General features: G+C 53.6%; 15 protein-coding genes and 1 riboswitch. Of the genes, 11 read left to right on the top strand and 4 right to left on the bottom strand.

Translation table 11 applies throughout. From position 1 onward, the window contains the following. Positions 1–155: 155 nt before the first annotated feature. Positions 156–2597 (bottom strand): Rne/Rng family ribonuclease, encoded by a 2442-nt coding sequence (locus ACFQDM_RS16635; protein WP_377381050.1) that lies wholly within the window; start codon positions 2595–2597, stop codon positions 156–158. 392 nt (positions 2598–2989) lie between these two features. Between ACFQDM_RS16635 and ACFQDM_RS16640 the strand changes: the two genes are divergently transcribed. Beyond that, positions 2990–4291, top strand: a complete 1302-nt coding sequence (locus tag ACFQDM_RS16640) for an N-acetylmuramoyl-L-alanine amidase (RefSeq protein ID WP_377381053.1) — start codon at positions 2990–2992, stop codon at positions 4289–4291. A 43-nt stretch (positions 4292–4334) separates the two neighbouring features. Here the strand turns inward: ACFQDM_RS16640 and ACFQDM_RS16645 are convergent, their stop codons facing one another. Both ACFQDM_RS16645 and ACFQDM_RS16650 read right to left on the bottom strand, forming a co-directional pair. Further along, entirely contained in the window at positions 4335–5024 is a 690-nt protein-coding gene (locus tag ACFQDM_RS16645) for an ABC transporter ATP-binding protein (protein ID WP_377381056.1), read from the bottom strand. Between the two features lie 11 nt (positions 5025–5035). Beyond that, a complete protein-coding gene (locus ACFQDM_RS16650; RefSeq protein WP_377381058.1) occupies positions 5036–5815 on the bottom strand; it encodes an ABC transporter permease in 780 nt (259 codons plus the stop codon). A gap of 384 nt (positions 5816–6199) precedes the next feature. Here ACFQDM_RS16650 and ACFQDM_RS16655 point away from each other — a divergent pair, with 384 nt between their 5' ends. The 7 genes from ACFQDM_RS16655 (at position 6200) to ACFQDM_RS16685 (ending at position 15783) form a co-directional block, all read left to right on the top strand. Next, positions 6200–9001 (top strand): penicillin-binding protein 1A, encoded by a 2802-nt coding sequence (locus tag ACFQDM_RS16655; protein WP_377381061.1) that lies wholly within the window; start codon positions 6200–6202, stop codon positions 8999–9001. Between the two features lie 57 nt (positions 9002–9058). Next, positions 9059–10184, top strand: a protein-coding gene (gene prfB / locus ACFQDM_RS16660; RefSeq protein WP_377381063.1) for a peptide chain release factor 2 whose coding sequence is annotated in 2 segments (ribosomal slippage) — positions 9059–9127 and positions 9129–10184 — 1125 coding nt in all. Because the reading frame shifts where the segments join, the coding sequence is not laid out codon by codon here. A gap of 148 nt (positions 10185–10332) precedes the next feature. After that, entirely contained in the window at positions 10333–10935 is a 603-nt protein-coding gene (locus ACFQDM_RS16665; RefSeq protein WP_377381065.1) for a YitT family protein, read from the top strand. Between the two features lie 61 nt (positions 10936–10996). Then, positions 10997–11184: riboswitch (cobalamin riboswitch) on the top strand. A 172-nt stretch (positions 11185–11356) separates the two neighbouring features. After that, positions 11357–13204, top strand: a complete 1848-nt coding sequence (locus ACFQDM_RS16670; protein ID WP_377381068.1) for a TonB-dependent receptor plug domain-containing protein — start codon at positions 11357–11359, stop codon at positions 13202–13204. Between the two features lie 98 nt (positions 13205–13302). Further along, positions 13303–14040, top strand: coding sequence for an ABC transporter substrate-binding protein (locus tag ACFQDM_RS16675; protein ID WP_377381070.1), 738 nt, complete (start codon positions 13303–13305; stop codon positions 14038–14040). Next, complete coding sequence (locus ACFQDM_RS16680; RefSeq protein WP_377381072.1) at positions 14037–15029, top strand: FecCD family ABC transporter permease; 993 nt, start codon at positions 14037–14039, stop codon at positions 15027–15029. Before ACFQDM_RS16675 ends, ACFQDM_RS16680 begins: the two co-directional genes overlap by 4 nt. Next, the gene (locus tag ACFQDM_RS16685) at positions 15022–15783 is read left to right on the top strand and encodes an ABC transporter ATP-binding protein (RefSeq protein ID WP_377381075.1); all 762 of its coding nucleotides are present in this window, start codon (positions 15022–15024) and stop codon (positions 15781–15783) included. The genes ACFQDM_RS16680 and ACFQDM_RS16685 overlap by 8 nt, the downstream gene beginning before the upstream one ends. 4 nt (positions 15784–15787) lie before the next feature. Here the strand turns inward: ACFQDM_RS16685 and ACFQDM_RS16690 are convergent, their stop codons facing one another. Further along, complete coding sequence (locus ACFQDM_RS16690) at positions 15788–16465, bottom strand: TetR/AcrR family transcriptional regulator (protein ID WP_377381077.1); 678 nt, start codon at positions 16463–16465, stop codon at positions 15788–15790. Positions 16466–16560: 95 nt separating this feature from the next. Between ACFQDM_RS16690 and ACFQDM_RS16695 the strand changes: the two genes are divergently transcribed. From ACFQDM_RS16695 to ACFQDM_RS16705, 3 genes are all read left to right on the top strand, one after another. Beyond that, on the top strand, positions 16561–18579 hold the full coding sequence (locus ACFQDM_RS16695; protein WP_377381079.1) for an oxidoreductase: 2019 nt from the start codon (positions 16561–16563) through the stop codon (positions 18577–18579). 63 nt (positions 18580–18642) lie between these two features. Beyond that, on the top strand, positions 18643–19494 hold the full coding sequence (locus ACFQDM_RS16700; protein ID WP_377381081.1) for an SDR family NAD(P)-dependent oxidoreductase: 852 nt from the start codon (positions 18643–18645) through the stop codon (positions 19492–19494). An 11-nt stretch (positions 19495–19505) separates the two neighbouring features. Next, on the top strand, positions 19506–19928 hold the full coding sequence (locus ACFQDM_RS16705; RefSeq protein ID WP_377381083.1) for a Zn-ribbon domain-containing OB-fold protein: 423 nt from the start codon (positions 19506–19508) through the stop codon (positions 19926–19928). The last annotated feature ends 9 nt before the right edge of the window (positions 19929–19937 follow it).

A 19937-nucleotide genomic window follows, 5' to 3' on the forward strand; every position in this document is an offset into this window, starting at 1 on the left:
GCCCAAAGTCAGTAATGAAAATATGCGAGTTAAAGGGTTCAGCACCACAAACGACTCCAATACGACCGCCCGGCGTCACCTAACCACAAAATCAAATTCGGGGCGAGACATCCACTGCATCGCCCCGAACACATCGACGTTAAATCTTGGAGAGATTAGCCGGCGCTTTTCTTCTGCCACCAGCCGCGTCGGATGGTTTTTGGCTTCTCCGTCTCCGGAAGTTCAATGACCTCTTCTTCGGTAGCATTGGTTTCTGCTGTATCGGTAGCTGCTGCCACATCTTCTGTATCTGTGGAAACAGCGTCAGGGCCTGTCACTTCCTGAGTTGGCTCTGTTGAAACAGCATCTGGTACTTCAGATGCGCCGGCCGCTTCTGTTTCAGGTGGCAACTCGGAAGATTGAGACTCGGCTTCAACCGCTACTGTACTTTCGACTTCAGTGGCGACTGTTTCCGGTTCGCTGACGGTCTCTGGGGCAGTGTTTTCACTGTCATCCGTGTTGCTTTCAGCGACCGCTTCTTTTTCTTCCGAGGCTTCAACAACGATCGCCGTGGCCTCAATCGTTATACCGTCGACGAGTTCGATCACGTTGGAGGCCGCGCCGTCCATGAACGCGCTTCCATCCTCGGTTTTTTGGTCATCAACGAGTTCGATGATGTTTGGCTCATTGTTATCGCGACGTCTGCGTCGGCCGCCACGACGTCCGCGACGGCGGCGCTTGCGGTTGGAGCCTTCTTCCTCGTCATCCGAATTTTCAGACGTCTCGAAAGACATTGGTCCGTCATTATCGTTGTCACTGTCATCCGAATCCTGTGTCGGATCTTCAAGGACTTTCAGATTGTCGGATTTCTTGTCCTTGCGTGATGAGCGGCGTCGGCGACCTGAAGAGCGTCGTTCTTTGACGGGTTCTTCCTCGTCCTCGATCGCTTCGATTTCTTCATCTTCCTCAGGCTCGTCAATTTCAATGACAGGCAATTGTGGAATCGGCTTCGGCTTCGGCGGATCAAGAACCTTGCCGGTTTCATCCTCTACGCGAATTTCGAATTCGCCATTGCGAAGGTCATTGCGCGCAGAGATCTGAACCAGCATCGACGTGCGATTTTCAAGATCTGCGATAGCCTGCCGCTTCTCGTTCAGAAGGAAGAGTACGACATCCGTCGGTGCCTGCGCCTCGACAGAGCCGCTGGTAAGACCAGCACAACGGTTTTCCAGCGCGCGCAGCAATTGCAGTGCCGATGACTCAATCGAGCGGATATGGCCTGTACCATTGCAATGATCACACGGGTCTGAGCTGGAATCGAGCACGCCTGCGCGTCGGCGCTGACGAGATATTTCCATCAGACCAAACATGCTGATCTTGCTGTTCTGAACGCGTGCTCGGTCGAACTTGAGGCAGTCCTTCATTTTGCGTTCGATGGCGCGATTGTTCTTGTTCTCCTCCATATCGATGAAGTCGATAACAATCAGGCCGGCGAGATCGCGCAAACGCATCTGACGGCATGCTTCTTCAGCAGCTTCGAGATTGGTGCGAAGGGCGGTCTGCTCAATATTGCGTTCGCGTGTCGCTTTACCGGAGTTTACGTCGATTGCGACGAGTGCTTCGGTCTGGTGAATGACGATATAACCACCTGACTTCAGGTTCACGACAGGACTGAAGATCGTATCAAGTTGTGGTTCAACGCGATAATCTGCGAAGAGTGGCGCGCCGGTTTTATGTTGCTGGACCCTCTTTGAGTGGCTTGGCATCAGCATTTTTGCCAGGTCCTTGGCCTCGCGATAGGCTGGCTCACCATCGACCAGAACCTGGTCGATGTCCTTGTCATAAAGATCCCGCAGTGCTCGATGAACGAGTCCTGCTTCTTCGTTGATCATGCAAGGTGCGACGGATGATAGCGTGAGCTCTCTGATCTTGCTCCAGAGGCGGATCAGATACTCAAAATCTCGCTTGATCTCTGTTTTGGTACGTTTCGCGCCAGCCGTGCGAACGATCAGTCCCATGCCTTCCGGAACATTGAGTTCGCTAACGATTGTCTTCAATCGCTTGCGGTCCGCAGCATTTGTGATTTTGCGCGAGATGCCGCCGCCACGAGGTGTGTTTGGCATCAGGACACAATAGCGGCCTGCCAGTGAGAGATAGGTTGTCAGAGCTGCGCCTTTATTGCCGCGCTCTTCTTTTACCACCTGTACCAGCATGATCTGGCGACGGCGGATGACTTCCTGGATCTTGTAACGCTTCTGCTGGGATGACTTTGGCGCGGGACGGCCGTCTTCGTCGTCCTCATCAATATCATCTGCAAAATCGTCGTCTGAAGACGAACTTTGTTCCGCCAGCAGAGCTTCGCGATCAGCCTGAGGAAGCTGGTAATAATCCGGGTGAATCTCGCTGAAGGCGAGGAAGCCATGTCGGTTGCCACCAAAATCTACGAAGGCGGCCTGCAAAGATGGCTCTACGCGAGTGATTTTGGCGAGATATATATTTCCTCTGAGTTGTTTCTTTTTGGCGCTTTCGAAATCAAAGTCTTCGACTTGCCCCTTGTTGACCACGGCAACCCGGACTTCCTCCGGGTGAACCGCGTCGATCAACATCATTTTTGTCATTCAAGCTATTCCTGATGCACCGGCTGTTTTTCCGCGCAATCATCCTCGATTGCCCGCGGTCAGCCAGGTGGTGATAATTGTTGTGTGGAGTGGTTTGGAGAACGGACTGAGGCGGTGTCCATGTATGTATGGATTGCGAAGCCATCAGAATAAACGTCCCAAACTCGTCTTTCGAAGCAGCGGCAGCGTACTGTTTATACCTGTCCGCCCCGGTTGAATTCGTATTCATGTGTGGCACGGTGGGCCACAATGTCTCTACACTGCCTAATATTCGTCGAAAAATAAAGAGAAAAGAATAGGGCAACAATTTTTGCTCAGTGTTAATACACGTAAATGCCATGTTAACCCTGATCTGCCTAATTGTGATTCGTTGAGTTGAGGTGATGAGCACAATGAAACTGGCGAAATTCTCGTTTCTGTCTGCGTTTTTGGTCGCATTGATCGGTGTATTGGCGCCGGTTCAAGCACGTGCCGCGTCAGGCGCAGCGATTACGAATATTCAGATTGGCTATGATGGCGCACAAACGACGCGTCTGGTCATCGATGCCAGCAAAGACCTCGATTACTCCCAGTTTGCGCTCGTGAATGGCGGATTGCGTTATGTGATCGACTTTGAACACCTGTCCTGGGACCTGCCAAGCGCAACTGATTCGTCGGGCGAGGGGCAGGGTGTGGGCGGTATTCAACGCTATCGCTATGCGCAGAATTCGAAAACAAAGTCTCGACTTGTGCTCGATCTTGATGAGCCGCTTCTGCTTGAGAGTGCTTTTACGATGTCGCCTAAAGCGGCGTCTGAACCGTACAAACTTGTACTCGATTTTCGAAAAACCGACCTGGAGACGTTCAGCCGACTGCGTCCTGCTCCGATCGGCGTTAGTGCATCAGTGGAACAGCCTGCGACGATGCGGTCTGTCGAAACGGTCGGGGAGGTCATCGAAAAGGCTGATTTCACGCCTGTTGCACCTTCGAAGCCTGTGCCGGCGCTTTCAGATCCGGTGCTTCGAGCAAATCTACCAGTTGTCGTGATTGATGCCGGACATGGAGGCAAAGACCCGGGAGCGATCGGTTCAAAGGGCACGTTCGAGAAAGATGTTGTGCTCAAGGCTGCATTGTCTCTTAGAGATGCTCTGGTCGATTCAGGACAGTATGTCGTCATTCTGACGCGTGAGGGCGATGAATATGTTGATCACGCTGATCGTATCGCGATTGCACGCGAAGCGGATGCCGATCTCTTTATCTCTTTGCATGCGGACTCTGCTGGCAATCATTCTGTCACGGGGGCTTCCGTTTATACGCTGGCGCCGTCAGCTGATGAACGCTTGCGCAACATGCGTGAGCGCGAGGAATGGAACGTACCGCTTGAGGTTGATCTGTCTGAGAAAGATGTTGAGGACATCCTTGTCGATCTGATGACGCGCGAAACGCAGAACTATTCGGCAGAGTTCGCAGAAGTCCTGATTCCTCAAATGGCAAAAGCAGGCCCTGTCGTTCGAAACACGCACCGTCGTGCGAACTTCTACGTTCTTTTGTCTCCGAACGTTCCGGCAGTTCTGCTTGAGCTTGGCTTTCTGACCAATTCCAAAGATGAAACCCGACTGACATCTGGCGATGGCATTGAGAAATCCATGGGCGCGGTTAAATCCGCAATTGATATCTATTTCGAAGAGCAACGCAGGCTCGGCGCGCGATACTAGCCAGTCTTCTAGATGTCATATATCGATGTCGATCGCATTGCGGTCAGTCTTCTTTACGAAGGCCTTCTTCTATGTATCGATCCCAAGCTTCGCCAACGTCGCCAAAAAATGCAACGTTGCCTTTTTTCAAGTATAGGCCAAGATTGCACATATCCCTGGATAGCCTTTGGTGGTGTGTTGCGAGTACTAGCATTCCGGATTTCTCAACCAATTCTTCCATGCGTTTGGCACTCTTTTCCCGGAAGCCAGCATCTCCCGCTCCTAGCCATTCATCCATGAGCAATATGTCGGGATCAAATGCGGTCGCGGCAGCAAACACACAACGCATTGCCATGCCTTGTGAATAAATTTCCATTGGTCGATCAATATACTCACCAATGTCAGCGAAATCGATCATTTCGGGCAATTTGTCTTTGACTTCTTTGTAGGAACGCCCTTGTACCATGTTGCGAAGAAGCATGTTGCGGCGGCCAGTACTTTCCTTGCGAGTGCCCAGACCTACATTGAATAGAGCGTTTATCTCGCCTTCGATCTCAAGCATACCTGATGATGGCTCAAGAATACCCGCAAGTGTCTGCATCAAGGTCGACTTACCAGCACCGTTCGGTCCTATCAGAGCTAGTCGGTCACCATCTTTTATCTCGAAATTTACGTTCGATAGGATCGTTTCGGATCCAAAAATGCGTCTTCCGGAAAGTTTCACGCACATATCTTTAGCTAGAATTTTTGGCATACTGATAAAGCCTACAGGTGAGCCGGTATACGTTTACGGAAGATGGTGAATGCGACGATCGACAAGATCAAGAAGCTGAGGGTAATCCCTCCGACGATACTCCAATTAAGGAGGGATGCTCTTTCTCCCATTAGAGGAGCCCGGAATATCGCGATATAATGGGTGAATGGTACCCAGTTGGCTATGAATGAACGACTACCAAGGTCGGAGGGTATCCACACGATTGGTGTGATAAAAAAAGAGATACGCATAATTGTCGACACAACTTGAACCAGATCCCGGGCAAATACGCATACGATTGCTAAAAAGAGCATGACCCAGAAAAGGGAGAAAAAGTTCACGAAAATTCCGCCGAAAGCCCAAAGGGCGTCTGCCACCGAGTATGGACGCAGATAGTACGCGACCGGAAAAATAACGATCAAAAGAATGACGAAGTTCAGCATCTGACCAAAAATCGCCTGTAAGACGAAAAGGCTATATGGGGATTTAATGCCCATTATCCAACCTTTTGCATTTATGAGTGTTGCTGCGCCGCTGCTGATACACCCGGCAATAAGGGTCCAAATTCCGAAACCAAGTAAGAGGTGGGCTGCGAAGTAATTTCCATCGGCTGGACTAAGTCTTGAAAAAATAAAAAGCTTTACGCCGACAAACGCCATGAAGCCAACGACAACCCAAACCGGCCCGAGGTAAGTCCGATGGTAGTTTGCCTTCAAGTTCTCAAATGCCAGTAGAGTCCAAAGCCGCCATCGAGTAAGGCCAAGCCAGAGATCTTTAAAAGCTGATTGCATTTTTGATTCACGACCTCTGAACAAATTACGTCGTTAGGCGATTAGGAAGCAGATCAAAGATTCCCGAAGTTTGTTCGCTGAATGGAACACCTTGAACGGGTGCGTCAACTGAAGAAGGCTCATTAGGATGATTTTTCAGAGAACGCTATCGGGGTGAGCGAAATTTGCGTGTTGCTTCAGTTAACTAATTCAGAAGGTCTTGGTGGCGCGTTGGATTCACTGTTTTTTGTCCGCGTTTCATGGACCGAATGTCATTTGCATCTGGTTCATGGACAGATAGCGTTAAGTATGGCTTTTCTGCGAATGGAACCAACTCGGCCTTAGAATCGTCGTACTTCGAAGCGAATTCGCGATGAAATGCCTACGGCAACAGTGTGAGACCAGATGACAAATACGCCTTCGAACAATTCTTCTGCGCTTGCAAAGACAGGGAGCGCACTCTCCGGCTTTTTTACAGGCTCGATTTTTCGATGGCTGCTCGTAGCTATAGGCGTTCTGGGCATGGCCGCAACATTTGTTGTGATGGGCTATGTTCAGTCGCAGTCCCGGAATTTGCCGTCGGTCGATACGCTCGCGGAATACAAACCGGAAGTAACATCGCGCGTTCACGCAGGTGATGGACGGCTGATTGCAGAGTTCGCGAGTGAGCACCGCGTTTACATTCCGTATGATGGTATTCCGGAACATGTGATTCAGGCGTTTGTCTCAGCTGAAGACAAGAACTTCTTCAGCCATAGTGGGCTCGACTATTTCGGTATGATGCGTGCGGGCATTCGCAATGTGCGAGACATTTTGCGCGGCGTGGATGGCAATTTGCAAGGTGGTTCGACCATTACGCAGCAGGTCGCAAAGAACATGTTGCTGGCGGACTCCTCCCAAAAGCTGGAACGCAAGGTAAGAGAGGCAATTCTCGCCAAGCGTATGGAAAAAGCTTTCACCAAAGCGGAAATTGCTGAGCTGTATCTCAACGAAATTTATCTCGGCGGGAGCTCTTATGGGGTCGCTTCGGCAGCCCTGAACTATTTCAACAAGTCTCTCCCGGATCTCTCTCTTGAGGAAGCTGCTGTGCTGGCTGCGATGGCTCAGCGTCCGGGTGATGTGAATCCGTTCCGGAAAGCTGAACGTTCACGCATTCGTCGTAACTGGGTTCTTGGGCGTATGGCCAAGAATGGCTTCATTACAAATGCTGAAGCGCGCGAAGCTCAGGAAGCTCCACTTGAAACCCGCTCGCGTCTGAAGGGGGCTGAGTATGCGGCCGCAACGTATTTTGTCGAAGAGCTGCGCCGGGACCTGATTGAACTTGTCGGGGAAGACGAGCTTAAAGAAGACGGTCTTTCCATTCGCTCCACACTCGACACCCGTCTGCAGATTGCCGCGCAGGATGCCTTGCGCGCTGGGCTTGAAACGTATGATCGTCGCAAAGGTTTTCGTGGTCCACTGACCCAGATCGAACCGGGTGACGAGCAACTTGAAAAACTGAATGCGGTTGAACTTCCGGGTGGCTATGGCACGCGTGAAGCCGCACTGGTGCTTTCGGCATCCGATTCTGCCGTGCGCTTGTTGCTGACGGATGGCTACGAGATCGATCTCGCCTCAGATGATGTCACGTGGTCGCGCACATATCGTACGTCTAATGGTTCACGCGGGTTGTCTCGCGGTGATGTCGTGATGGTTGGCGTGGAGCGGGAAATTGTTTCTCCCGAAGGCTCCGAAGAAACCAACCCGGCAGGCGACCCGGTCGAATCGCAGGAGACGGTGACGGGCCTTCAGGGCGAAGGAGGTGAAGCAGCTGACCCGGAGATGATTTCCGAGGAAGAAGCTGCGCTTGAGAACCGACCTGTCGGCGAGGCCCGTCTGGGACAAATTCCATTGGTCGAGGGCGCGTTGCTTGCGCTTGACCCGCATACGGGTCGGATCCTTGCCATGGCTGGAGGGTATTCTTTCTGGAAAAGTCAGTTTAACCGAACCACGCAGGCGAAACGCCAGCCGGGATCGTCCTTTAAGCCGCTTGTCTATGCCTCAGCACTTGAGCTCGGGTATCCGCGTTCGGGACAACCAGCCTACACGCCTGCAAGCAAAATTCTCGATGCGCCGTTCATTCAGTGCGATTATTCTCGTGTCAGTGATCAGTGTTATGCGCCGACCAACTACACGAGCGGTCGTTTCTACGGCATGAGTACGATGCGGCTGGGTCTGGAGAAATCCAGAAACGCTATGACCGTACGTCTCGCCAATGACATCGGTATGGAACACGTCGCTGAGTTCTCAGAGCGTATCGGCCTTTACGATCACCTTGATCCGTATCTCTCCATGTCTTTGGGAGCAGGCGAGGTCACCGTTTTCGACATGGCCAAATCTTACGCCTTGCTGGTCAATGGCGGAAAGAAGGTAACTCCGACCCTGTTTGACCGTGTGCAAGATCGCAATGGCGACACGATTTTCAAATCGGACAGCCGCGAGTGCGAAGCCTGTGAAGCGGAATATGAAGGTCAGGCACCTCCTGTGCTCGCAGATAATCGCGAACAGGTCATTGATCCGATCGTTGCGTTTCAGATTGCCTACATTCTTCAGGGTGTTGTGGAGCGCGGCACAGCTGCCGGCATTCGTCGTGACTGTCCGCCTGGCGGACCACAGGCCGGTGACGTCGAAGGTGTTCCGGAAATCTGTAAGCACACGCTCGGCGGAAAAACCGGTACAACCAATGATTATAATGATGCTTGGTTCATGGGGTTCTCGCCTGACCTTGTTGTCGGCATTTATGTAGGCTTTGACGAGCCGAAAACGCTTGGTGGCGGGGAGTCGGGCGGTCGCGTTGCTGCGCCCATCTTCGCGGACTTTATGGAAGATGCACTCAAAGGACGTGAACTCGTCCCACTGCGGGCTCCGAGTGGCGTTCGTTTTGTCAATATCGACGCCAGAACCGGGGAACTGCCAGGCGCTGGAACCTCAAGCGTTATCCGGGAAGCATTCCGGAAAGGGTCGGAGCCAGGTTATTCCGATGCCTTCTATGAAGGTGGATTCGATCTTTATGGCGGCGGTGTAAGCTCGGGCAATGATGATGGGGCATCTGATCTCGATCTCGACAACTTCGGACCGGTTCAGGGATATGGTGATAGCGGCAATGAGCAACAGCAGCCGTATACGCCTCCGAATGCTGGCAACGATTTCGAAGACGGCGTTTACTAGGCCCTCAAAACTTCTTAGACAGTCCGGCTCACCAGATACTCATATTGGAGGACAGGCATGACGCCTGAAATGGATGACTTGTCAGCACGCATCAAGCAGTCTGTGGAACTGCTGAGGAGGCGTCTTTGACTGGGATCGTGCACAAAAAAGATTCGATGAGCTGACAGCGATGTCTGAGCGCCCCGATTTCTGGGATGACGCTCAGGAGGCACAAAAGCTGATGCGCGAGCGTCAGAAGCTCAATGATCAGATTGAAGCGATTACAAGCCTTGAAAGCGATGTCGCTGATGCTGAAGAGCTTTATGAGCTCGGGCAGGAAGAAGGCGATGAAAGCGTCGCGAGTGAAGTTCTCGATCTTCTGAAGGACGCTGCAGAACGTGCTGATCGGGCTGAACTCGAAGCACTTCTTTCAGGCGAAGCTGACTCCAATGACTGCTATATTGAAATTCACGCAGGCGCGGGCGGTACCGAGAGCCAGGACTGGGCTGGCATGCTGCGACGCATGTACGTCCGATACGCCAATGCCCATGGGATGAAAGTCGACGAAGTCGAAGAGCATGCTGGGGATGAGGCTGGTATCAAATCGGCGACCTTACAGATTAAGGGTGAAAACGCATATGGCTGGCTGAAAAGCGAATCTGGCGTTCACCGGCTCGTCCGGATTTCACCGTTTGACTCAAATGCTCGCCGCCATACCAGCTTTGCCAGTGTGTGGGTCTATCCTGTGATTGATGAGTCCATTGAGGTGGAGATCGAGGAGAAGGACGTTCGTACTGACACGTACCGTTCAAGCGGGGCGGGTGGTCAGCACGTCAACAAAACGGACTCTGCTGTTCGACTGACGCACGAACCAACCGGGATCGTTGTGGCATGTCAGAATGGTCGCTCCCAGCACCAGAACCGTGCGACAGCCTGGGAAATGCTGCGCGCGCGGATTTATGAAATGGAGCTTCAGAAGAAACGCGAAGCTGCAGATGCTTTGGAGAGCACCAAGTCGGAGATCGGCTGGGGGCATCAGATCCGCTCGTATGTTCTGCAGCCATATCAGATGGTGAAAGACCTTCGAACGAATGTTGAAACATCCGATACGCAAGGCGTGCTGGACGGTGATCTCGACCAGTTTCTTGCAGCGTCTCTGTCACACAGTCTAACATCTGCTGCAGACGAAATGACAGAAAGCTAAACGTGATCACAGGTCGCTTGTGGGTAAATATGTGCTCGCAAAGTGACTATTCTGATATCTTTCGCTACGTAAACTCAGAAAGTCGCAAGTCAGGTCTTTTGATTTGCGACTTTAGGGCATAGGTGTGCGGCTCTCGAGGAGAGCTGTCATGTCCCAATCCGTCAAACATAAATGGTATGAAGATGTCGTCGCGCTGCTGGTCGGTGCGCTGCTGATTGGGATGGGCGTCATCGTTTTTTCTGAGGCAAAAGTTCTGACGGGCGGCGTATCGGGTGCCTCTCTCGTTTTGTCCTATGCAACGCCTTTCACCTTCGGCCAGTACTTCTTTGTACTGAATGCGCCATTTTACATTCTCGCTGTGATGCGGATGGGCTGGCAGTTCACGCTGAAGACGGTGGTTGCGGTAACTCTCGTCTCCATCTTTCCAACTTTTGCGAAAGACTGGATCTCCCTGGAATTTGTCCATCCTGCATTCTCGGCCATTTTTGGCGGTGCGCTTCTCGGCATGGGAATGATTGCTCTGTTTCGACACCGTGCCGGGATTGGTGGTGTCAGCATTCTTTCTCAGTTCCTGCAGGACAAGAAGATCATGAATGCAGGGATTTTTCAGCTGGTCACCGATTTGTTCATCCTGTTGGCTGGCGCGTTTGTGGTGCCGCTGGAAAACCTTTTTTATTCGGTTCTGGGTGCGATCGTTCTCAATCTGATCATTGCCATCAATCATCGCCCTGGACGGTATTTCGGGTCCTGACGCAGACGCGCCATCGGACTTGATCCGAATACTGCGCAGTTGACTTCACTTCCAACTTAAAACAAAACCCGCCGCAGATGGTGCCTCTCTTTTGGGAGGCTAAGAGGGAAGCCGGTGTGAATCCGGCACTGTTCCCGCAACTGTAAGCTGGGAGCTTGCGGCCACATAGCCACTGGAAAACGTTTCCGGGAAGGCGGCTCGCAAGCGCTGATCAGCAAGTCAGGAGACCTGCCATCGCGTCGTTCGTCCGGAGACCGGGAAAGTCTCAGCGGGCGGGAAAGAAGCAGCGCGGGTCCGCGCCTTTCCTCTGTAGCGACAATCCAGCAAGGCCTGGCCGCCCGCACCCCGTTTTCGGGGTGAGGTCAGATATGTCGTTATGAGATGCACTCTTCACGGGCGGTGGTGCATTAGGAAAACTTGTATGCGTACAAATGTACTGCTTTGCGGCGTTGCCGCGCTTGCGCTTGGACAGGTCGCAAATGCTGCGCCAGCAGATCTCAGCGAAACCCGTCTCGATACGGTCAATGTCGAAGGTTCACGCCTGAATCAGACCGAGACCGAAATCGGTTCCAGCGTCTCCATCATCACTGCAGATGATCTTGAGCTTCTGGGATTTGATTTTGCGATCGATGCTCTTGCGCTCGCGCCAGGTGTCACTGTCAACCAGAATGGCAGCATGGGCGGAACCGCTAGCGTCCGCATTCGCGGTAATGCGAGCGGTCAGACGCTGGTCCTGATAGATGGCGTGCCGGTCAATGATCCGTCCCAGGCATCCGGTGGTTATGAATTCGCTTATCTCGACCCGGAAAATATTGAGCGCATTGAAGTGCTCAAAGGCCCTCAGTCTACACTGTGGGGCACAGATGCCATTGGTGGCGTCGTGTCGATCACAACCAAGAAGCCGGAGCAGGACCTGGGTGGATCGGCTTTCGCAGAGGTCGGCTCTTTCAATACCGTGCGCGCAGGTGGTTCTGTCGGCAATGCGAATGATTTAGGTGACTTCCGCCTCGCAGTGACCGGGACAACAAGCAACGGCATTTCGAAGGCTGATGAAGCCAATGGCAATGACGAGCAGGACGGCTATGACAATCTGACGATCTCCGGCAAAGGTGGTCTGAATCTTGGAGAAAATGCACGTCTCTCAACAAGCATTCTGTGGACCAATGCCGAGTCAGAATATGACAGCTATGATGGCGGCGCACAGGGTAGCGTTTCTGATGGTGATGAGCGTACCGAAAACGAGTCGCTTGCAGCCAATATCGCGCTCGACCTGACGGCTTTCGATGGGCGTCTGGAGAACCGCTTCCTGTTCGGTTATTCCGATCTGGAACGTGAGAATTTCACTGATGGCGTTTCCAGCTATCTCGCAGAAGGTGACCGCCAGCTCTATCGTTATCAGGGCACGCTGAACATCAATGAGATGAACACGCTGGCCTTTGGTGCTGAGCGGGAAGAGACGAGCGCAAACGGTGATGATCGTGCGCTCGACAGCTTGTTTGCACTCTACGAGTTCAAGCCGGTTGAGTCGCTTACGCTGACCGGCGGACTTCGTATGGATGATGACGATGATTTCGGTTCGGAGACGACCGGCCGCGTCGCAGCCGCCTGGCGGGCAACGGATAATGTACTGCTACGCGCAAGCTGGGGGCAGGGCTTCAAGGCGCCAACCATTTACCAGCTGACATATATTTGCACCTTCTGTGGCCTGACTGAACCTAATGCGGATTTGCAGCCGGAGACGTCTGAAGCATTTGATGTCGGCGTGGAGTGGCGTTCGAATGATGGCCGCGCACAAATCGGCGTGACGTATTTTGATCAGGAAACCGAAAACCAGATCGATTTCGATTATTCGGCGGGTTACGCGAACATTGCGTATGTCGAGTCGCAGGGCGTTGAGATTACAGGTGCGTTTCAGGCCACAGACTGGCTGAATCTCACAGCGAACTATGCCTATATCGATGCAGAGGATGGTGATGGCAATGAGCTGACACGTTTGCCAGAGTCGACGGCAAATCTGACCGCTGCATTCGATCCTGAAGGTCCTTGGTCCGGTGCTCTTCACGTTCGCTATAACGGCGAGGAAGCCAATACCAATGGCACGACGCTTGATAGCTGGACGCGCCTCGATGTCACGGGCCGTTACGCGGTGAATGATAGTATTGAGCTGTATGGCCGGATCGAGAACCTGACCGATGAAGAATATCAGCAAATTCTCGGTTATGGCACGCCGGGCATTTCTGGCTCGGTTGGCGTGAGACTGCGTTACTAGAGCTGCATATTATGAGACTGGCGATCCTTTTTCTGGGTTTAGCAGCAGCGTGCTGCAGTCCTGCTACTGAAGTTAATGTCAGTGAGCCGGTCGAACCCATGCGGGTCGTCAGTCTGGATTACTGCGCTGACCAATATGTTCTGAAATTCGTTGACCGGTCCCGTATTCTCGCTGTGTCGCCGGATGCGGAATCAACGTTCTCCTATATGCGGGACTCTGCCGAGGGGCTGCCAAGTGTTCGCCCGCTTGCTGAGGATGTGCTCATTTTGAAGCCCGATCTCATCGTGCGCTCGTATGGCGGTGGCCCCAATGCCAGCACCTTTTTCGAACGTGCCGGTATTCCGGTCGTCGAGTTGGGTTGGACACCGACTCTGGAGAGCGTAATGGACAATATCGAGCGCGTTGCCGGTGAACTCGGCGCCGCCGAAAAAGGACGCGAGGTAACGGCCGATATGCGTTCACGGCTGAATGCGTTGAAGGCCTCCGGGGCGGGGCAAACCGCTATGTATATGACGCCTGCGGGTGTCACGACCGGGCCTGGATCTCTTGTAAGCGAATTGATGACGTCAGCGGGCTATTCCAATTTTGAAGAGACCTCGGGCTGGCATGCCATTCCGCTTGAGAAACTCGCATTCGAGCGGCCAGATGTTGTGGCCGCTGCCTTCTTTAATGAAAAACGATCGCACATGAACTCGTGGAGCGCGACGTTCCATCCGGTCGCCCGCGATCAATTGGAGCACTCGAATATCATTTCGCTTCGTGGTGAGTGGACAGTCTGCGGGGGCTGGTTCCTGTTGGATGCGATTGAAGCGTTGGCTGAGGGCGCAGAGCCATGAAAACTGACTATCTGCTTGTTCCGGTTCTTGTTTTCGCCAGTCTGATTGCGATTTTCCTTGCGTGCTTACTTGGTTCGACATCCATGCCTGTCGATCGCGTACTGCCTGCGCTGTTAGGCGTGGGGGCCAATGGTGATCAAATCGTAATCTGGCAAATTCGCCTGCCGCGGGCTTTGTCCGCATTCCTGGTTGGCGCCGCGCTCGGCATATCGGGCGCCGCGCTTCAGGGGCTTTTGCGCAACCCTCTTGCTGAACCGGGCGTGCTGGGTGTGTCAGCGAGTGCGACCTTTGGCGCGACCTTTGTTATCTATTACGGCCTTGTCGGGATCAGCGCATGGATGCTTCCTGTATCGGCGATTCTGGGGGCCTTGATCGCCACAGCTGTTCTCGCCATTGCTGCAGTTCGAACCCAGTCCGTTGTGACGCTGATTTTGGTGGGGGTTGGTATTTCCAGTTTCGCTGGCGCCGCAATGAGCCTCATCATGAATCTGGCTCCGAACCCTTTCACATTATCCGATATGATCAATTGGATGATGGGATCTGTCGCGAACCGGAGTTTTCGTGAAATCGGATTTTCCGTGCCGTTTATAGCAGCGGGTATGGGCATTCTGTTCTTCAGCCGGCGTGGGCTTTCGGCGTTGACGCTTGGCGAAGAGGCTGCAAGCGGCATCGGGCTGAATCTGACGCAGCAGAGAATTTTCGTTGTGATTGGCGCAGGACTGGCGACTGGAGGATCGGTAGCGCTAGCAGGTGCGATTGGGTTTGTCGGTATTGTAGCACCCCACTTTATACGGCCGTTCGTGCACCATGATCCGGCGCGTTCGCTGATTCCATCTGCGCTGTTGGCGGGTTTTATCCTGGTCGTTGCAGACATAGGCGTTCGCTTGCTGCCGACCAATAATGAACTGAAACTGGGCGTGGTTGCTGCACTGATTGGTGCGCCAGCCTTTGTATGGATTGCTGTTCAGAGACGAGGTTCCCGTGACTGATTTGCGTGTGAACAATTTGTCTGTTCCGGTCGAGGGCTGCCATCTTGTCAAAGGTGCGAGTTATACCCTGCGTCCTGGTGAACTAATCGTCCTGCTCGGACCAAATGGAGCGGGTAAGACGAGTCTTTTGCGGGCGAGCCTCGGCCTTATTCGGACGGATGGTGGGACAGCTGAGCTCGGCGATCAGCAGAGCCGAAAACTCTCATCTCTTCAGCGTGCAAAGCGGGTTTCCTATCTGCCCCAGACGCGGCCATTGGCCTGGCCGAACCGCGTACGCGATGTTGTGACCCTTGGACGTTTTGCTTTTGGCACGGCACTTGGTCGCCTCTCTGAACGCGAAGAGCAGGCGGTTATGCAAGCCATGGAAGCGTGCGACATTCAGCATCTGGCGGACAGGCAGACAAATACGCTGTCCGGCGGAGAACTGGCGCGTGTCCACCTCGCTCGGGCTTTTGCTGCTGAAACGCCGCTTCTGATCGCAGATGAACCGGTTGCTGGTCTCGATCCGCGTCATCAGTTCCGTGTGATGGATCTGTTCAAGGACTATGTGCGTCGTGGAGGAGGCGTTTTGGTGGTTCTGCACGACATCGCACTGGCTGCGCGTTATGCTGATCGTATGATCTGGATGCAGAGCGGTGAGATCGTTGCAGATGGAACGCCGCAAGAGACGCTGACAGAACAGCGTCTCGAAGAGATTTATGGGATTCGCGCCGAAGTGAATGGGCTCGATGTGCGCTTTTCAGGTGTGAGCTGAAGCGTCAGGCTTGATCGTCTTTTAGGATTGGCGCATCAAGCAGAGCCGTAGCGGTCTGCACGATATCGAGCAGTGTTTCGTTGGAGGTCCAGGTCGGGTGAGACTTGGTGTCATCGGCGCGCATCGATTCGCGTTGTGCGAGCAACAGGCCGATATAGGATGCGAAGAAAACATACCGTCGGCTTTGTTCCGCCTGGGTCAGATGCGGCATGAGACGCCTGAAGTGCGTGAGACAACGCTGATAGCCGGTGTTCCAGCGACCATCGAGTGTTTCATCAATGAAGCCGCTCTTGTAATATGAGACTTGTAGGATGAAGCGGTTGAAATAGTTACCGTAAATTTCATCATCGTCAGCAAAGCTCGCACTTGGCAAAACGATCGCTTTCACTGCATCCGTCAGCGTTTTCGGGCCACCTTCCGCTTCCATCGCATCAAGATAAACCTGGCGACGCGCTTCGATCCGGGCTGCGCCATCAATCAGGATGTCAGCAACGAGCTTGTCCTTAGTCCCGAAATAATATGCTACAACGCCAAGGTTACGCTGGTCTGCCGCGAGCGCAATTTCACGTACGCTGACATCATGAACGCCGCGTTCTGCAATGAGTTTTCGTGCGACCCGCTTAAGTTGCAAGCGTGGGCCAGCTTCTTCTTCTGGAAGCGAATGGAGCTGATTGACTTTCATTTGAAAGCAGATACACCTAAGTCAGACGACTTAACACGCACAAAATGCAAAAATTGCGACAAAGATCGTAAAAAAAGTGCGCGAGGGAGGAAAATTTGAGCCAGCTGTTCGAACCTTTCGAGGCGAAAGGTTTGCGATTCAAGAATCGCATCATTCACGTTCCAACGACTCTGAACATGTCAGATCCGCAAGGGTATGCGACTCGCCGTCTGGCGGCTGCTTATGGCGCGATTGCGCGTGGGGGATATGCAGCCACGATTGTCGGTGCGACCTGCGTGCGCCGCGACGGCCTGATCAACGAACGCATGCTTGGGCTGTATGACGAAGATTATGTCATTGAGTTTCGTGACACGGTTTCAGAGATCAAGAACAATGACTCGCTCGCGGGTATTCAGCTTTTCTATGGCGGTCTGATCCCCGGCCTCGGCACGACAGTGCCACTGAAGGACGGGAAGGGATGGATTCCCGATACCGTTTCCTGGGGGCCGAGCGACAAATACATTATTGGCAACCCGAAGCCCGGGGTCATTCCGACCGAAGAGTATGAGAACATTGTCGAAGCCTATGCCCAGGCTGCGCGTCGGTCGAAAGAGGCAGGTTTCGACTTCCTCTCTTTCCACTTCTGTCATGGCTCTCTGCCGCATGCGAACCTGTCTTTGCTGTCCAATCAGGGGCGGACAGATAAATATGCGGACCGGTTCCTGATGATCGAGGAGATCATCCAGCGCACGCAAGAGCTTTGTGGCAAGGACTATCCGATCATTCCGCGTCTGTGTGTGGATGAGAACCTAAAGGGCGGGTTCGATATTGAGTATTTCGCCGAGCATTATGCGCCGCGTCTGCATGCGCTGGGCATTTCGGTGCTCGATTGCACCTTCGGCTCCATGCTGATGGCGGAAAGCCGTCGTCAGGATATCTCTTCGAATGAGTTCATCGGTCCGAGTTTCTACACGCCGAAAGTGGTGAACAAGGACAACATTCAGACATTGCGCAAACTGTTGGTCGAGAAGGGCATTGATATGCCACTGATCGGGTCTGCCAATCTCATCACTCCGGACCATCTGCGCACAATGGTGGACGAGGCCGGTGCGGACTTTGCTGGCGTGTGTCGTCTGTCGCTGGATGATCCCGACTTCCCGAACAAGATGATGGAAGGGCGCGAAGACGAGATTCGCTTGTCGACGCATACCGGGGCTTCGCTGCTTCAGGGCAATATCTTTGGTAAAGGCTGGGCAGGCTCTGCGCAGAACCCAGTGTTTGGCCGCGATGATGAGTATCGGATTATCCCGACGAACCGTCCGAAAAAGGTGGTCGTTGTCGGCGGCGGCTCAGGCGGCATGGAGTATGCCATCACCGCCAAGGAGATCGGGCATGACGTTGTCGTGCTGGAGAAGTCTGACTCGCTGGGCGGCGCCATGGACTGGGCAGGTAATTATAAGAACCTGCCGAATATGGAAATGCTACGCAACCAGCCGAACTATCATCGCAAGATGATGGAGAAATGGGGTGTTGAAGCGAAGCTGGGCGTCGAGGCGGATGTCGACACAATTCTCGCAGAAAAGCCTGATGTGGTGGTGCTGGCAACGGGCGGAAAGCCTGCCATGCCGCAGATTGAGGGTCTTGAAGATGCGCTTGCGTCCAGCTTTGCCTGTACGATTGATGAGGCCATGGCCCGTAAAAATGCGCCGGAACTCGGTCAAAAAGTTCTCGTGTGGGGAGCAGGAGAGGGAGCCGAACTTGCCGTCGATCTGAAGATCGGCGGCAAGGAGGTACGCCTTCTCGATGTCCTGCCACAATATGTGCCGGCCAATTATATTGGCTCGCGGGTATGGGCTATCATGGCATTGATGCCGATCTATGGTGTGACCTTTGAAGGTAACCGGCTGCTGACCTCTCTGAAAGATGGCAAGGCGACCTTCCAGGACAGTGATGGCGGCGAAGAGACCATCGAAGCGGACAATATCGTCATCTGTCCGGGACGTGCACCGAACAATGATCTTGCTGACGCGCTGCGTGGTAAGAAGGTGCCGGTTCAGGTGATCGGTGATGCACGCATGCCGCGTTCCTACGGCAACGCGATCCATGAGGCAGCTTATCTGGTCCGCCAGCTCTAGAGCGAAGTTGAGAAGACTTGCGGAGAGGCTGGCATAGAACCGGCCCTCCGATGGGAGGAAAACATGTCGGGAAGACTGGAGAACAAGGTCGCACTCATCACCGGAGGGTGTTCCGGGATCGGCCTGGCGACCGTCGAGCGCTTCATCGCAGAAGGCGCGCAGGTCGTCATCGCAGATGTGCAGGATGAGAAAGGTCAGAGCCTCGAAAAGCGTTTTGCAAACAAGGCAATCTATCGCAATTGCGATGTAACGCACGAGGATGCGATTGCAGCAGCTGTGTCCGCGGCCAAGTCAGAATTTGGCGGACTGGATATCCTGTTCAACAATGCTGGCGCGGGCGGAACGCCTGCAGGCGTGATGGATATGCCCGAAGATGATTGGGACTTCGCCATGAACCTGTTGCTCCGCGCACCTATGCTGGGGATGAAGCATGCCGCGCCGCTGATGGCAGAGCGCGGTGGTGGCTCGATCATCAATACGGCATCGATTGCAGGTCTCGAGGCTGGGTGGGGGCTCGCTTATGGCGTGGCCAAGGCCGGTGTGATCCATCTGAGCAAGCTCGGTGCTGCAGATCTCGCAAGGCACAATATCCGCGTCAATGCGATCTGTCCCGGTGTGATCGTCACGCCGATTTTTGGCGTGACGGCAGGTCTGTCGCGTCCGGTCGCAGACCAGATGACAGGCCGACTGACCGAAGCAGCCGGCAAGATGCAGCCCATGCGTATGGCCGGTCAGCCGGAAGACATTGCATCGGCCGCGCTCTATTTCGCAAGCGACGACTCCAAGTTCGTGACGGGAACACACCAGGTCGTAGATGGCGGTATTACCGTTGGTCAGCGCATTTCCTGGGATGAGACGGCCATACTGCCGCTTCATGAGGCGATGATCGCCGCAATGCCTGACGCTGCAGAATAAGGACACTCAGCATGACAACAGCAGAACTCGCACCGCCAATTGCGCCGTTTGTCCAAAGAGATGACAGCGGAACGCCTTTCATCGTGGGCTCGAAATGTACATCCTGTGGCCATGTCTATATCGGCGAAAGAAGCGTATGTGCGAACTGCACGGCACGCGACCAGATGGAGCCTGTTCACGTCGCTGAGACCGGCAAGCTGTATGTTTACACCATCGTCCATCGGTCTTTTCCAGGCGTAAAAACACCCTTTGTCGACGTCATCGTCGATATGGATGACGGCTCACACCTGAAAGGAACGTTGCACGGCGTTGAGCCTGACGAGGCCAAAATTCCATTTGATCTGCCGGTGAAGCTCGTCTTCCGGGAAGAGACCCCCATCAACAAGCCCGATACCGCGTATCTCACCTACGCGTTTGCGCCGCTCAACGCGTAAGGAGACCCG

This window comes from Ponticaulis profundi (assembly GCF_042659465.1).
Taxonomy (GTDB): Bacteria; Pseudomonadota; Alphaproteobacteria; order Caulobacterales; family Hyphomonadaceae; genus Ponticaulis; species Ponticaulis profundi.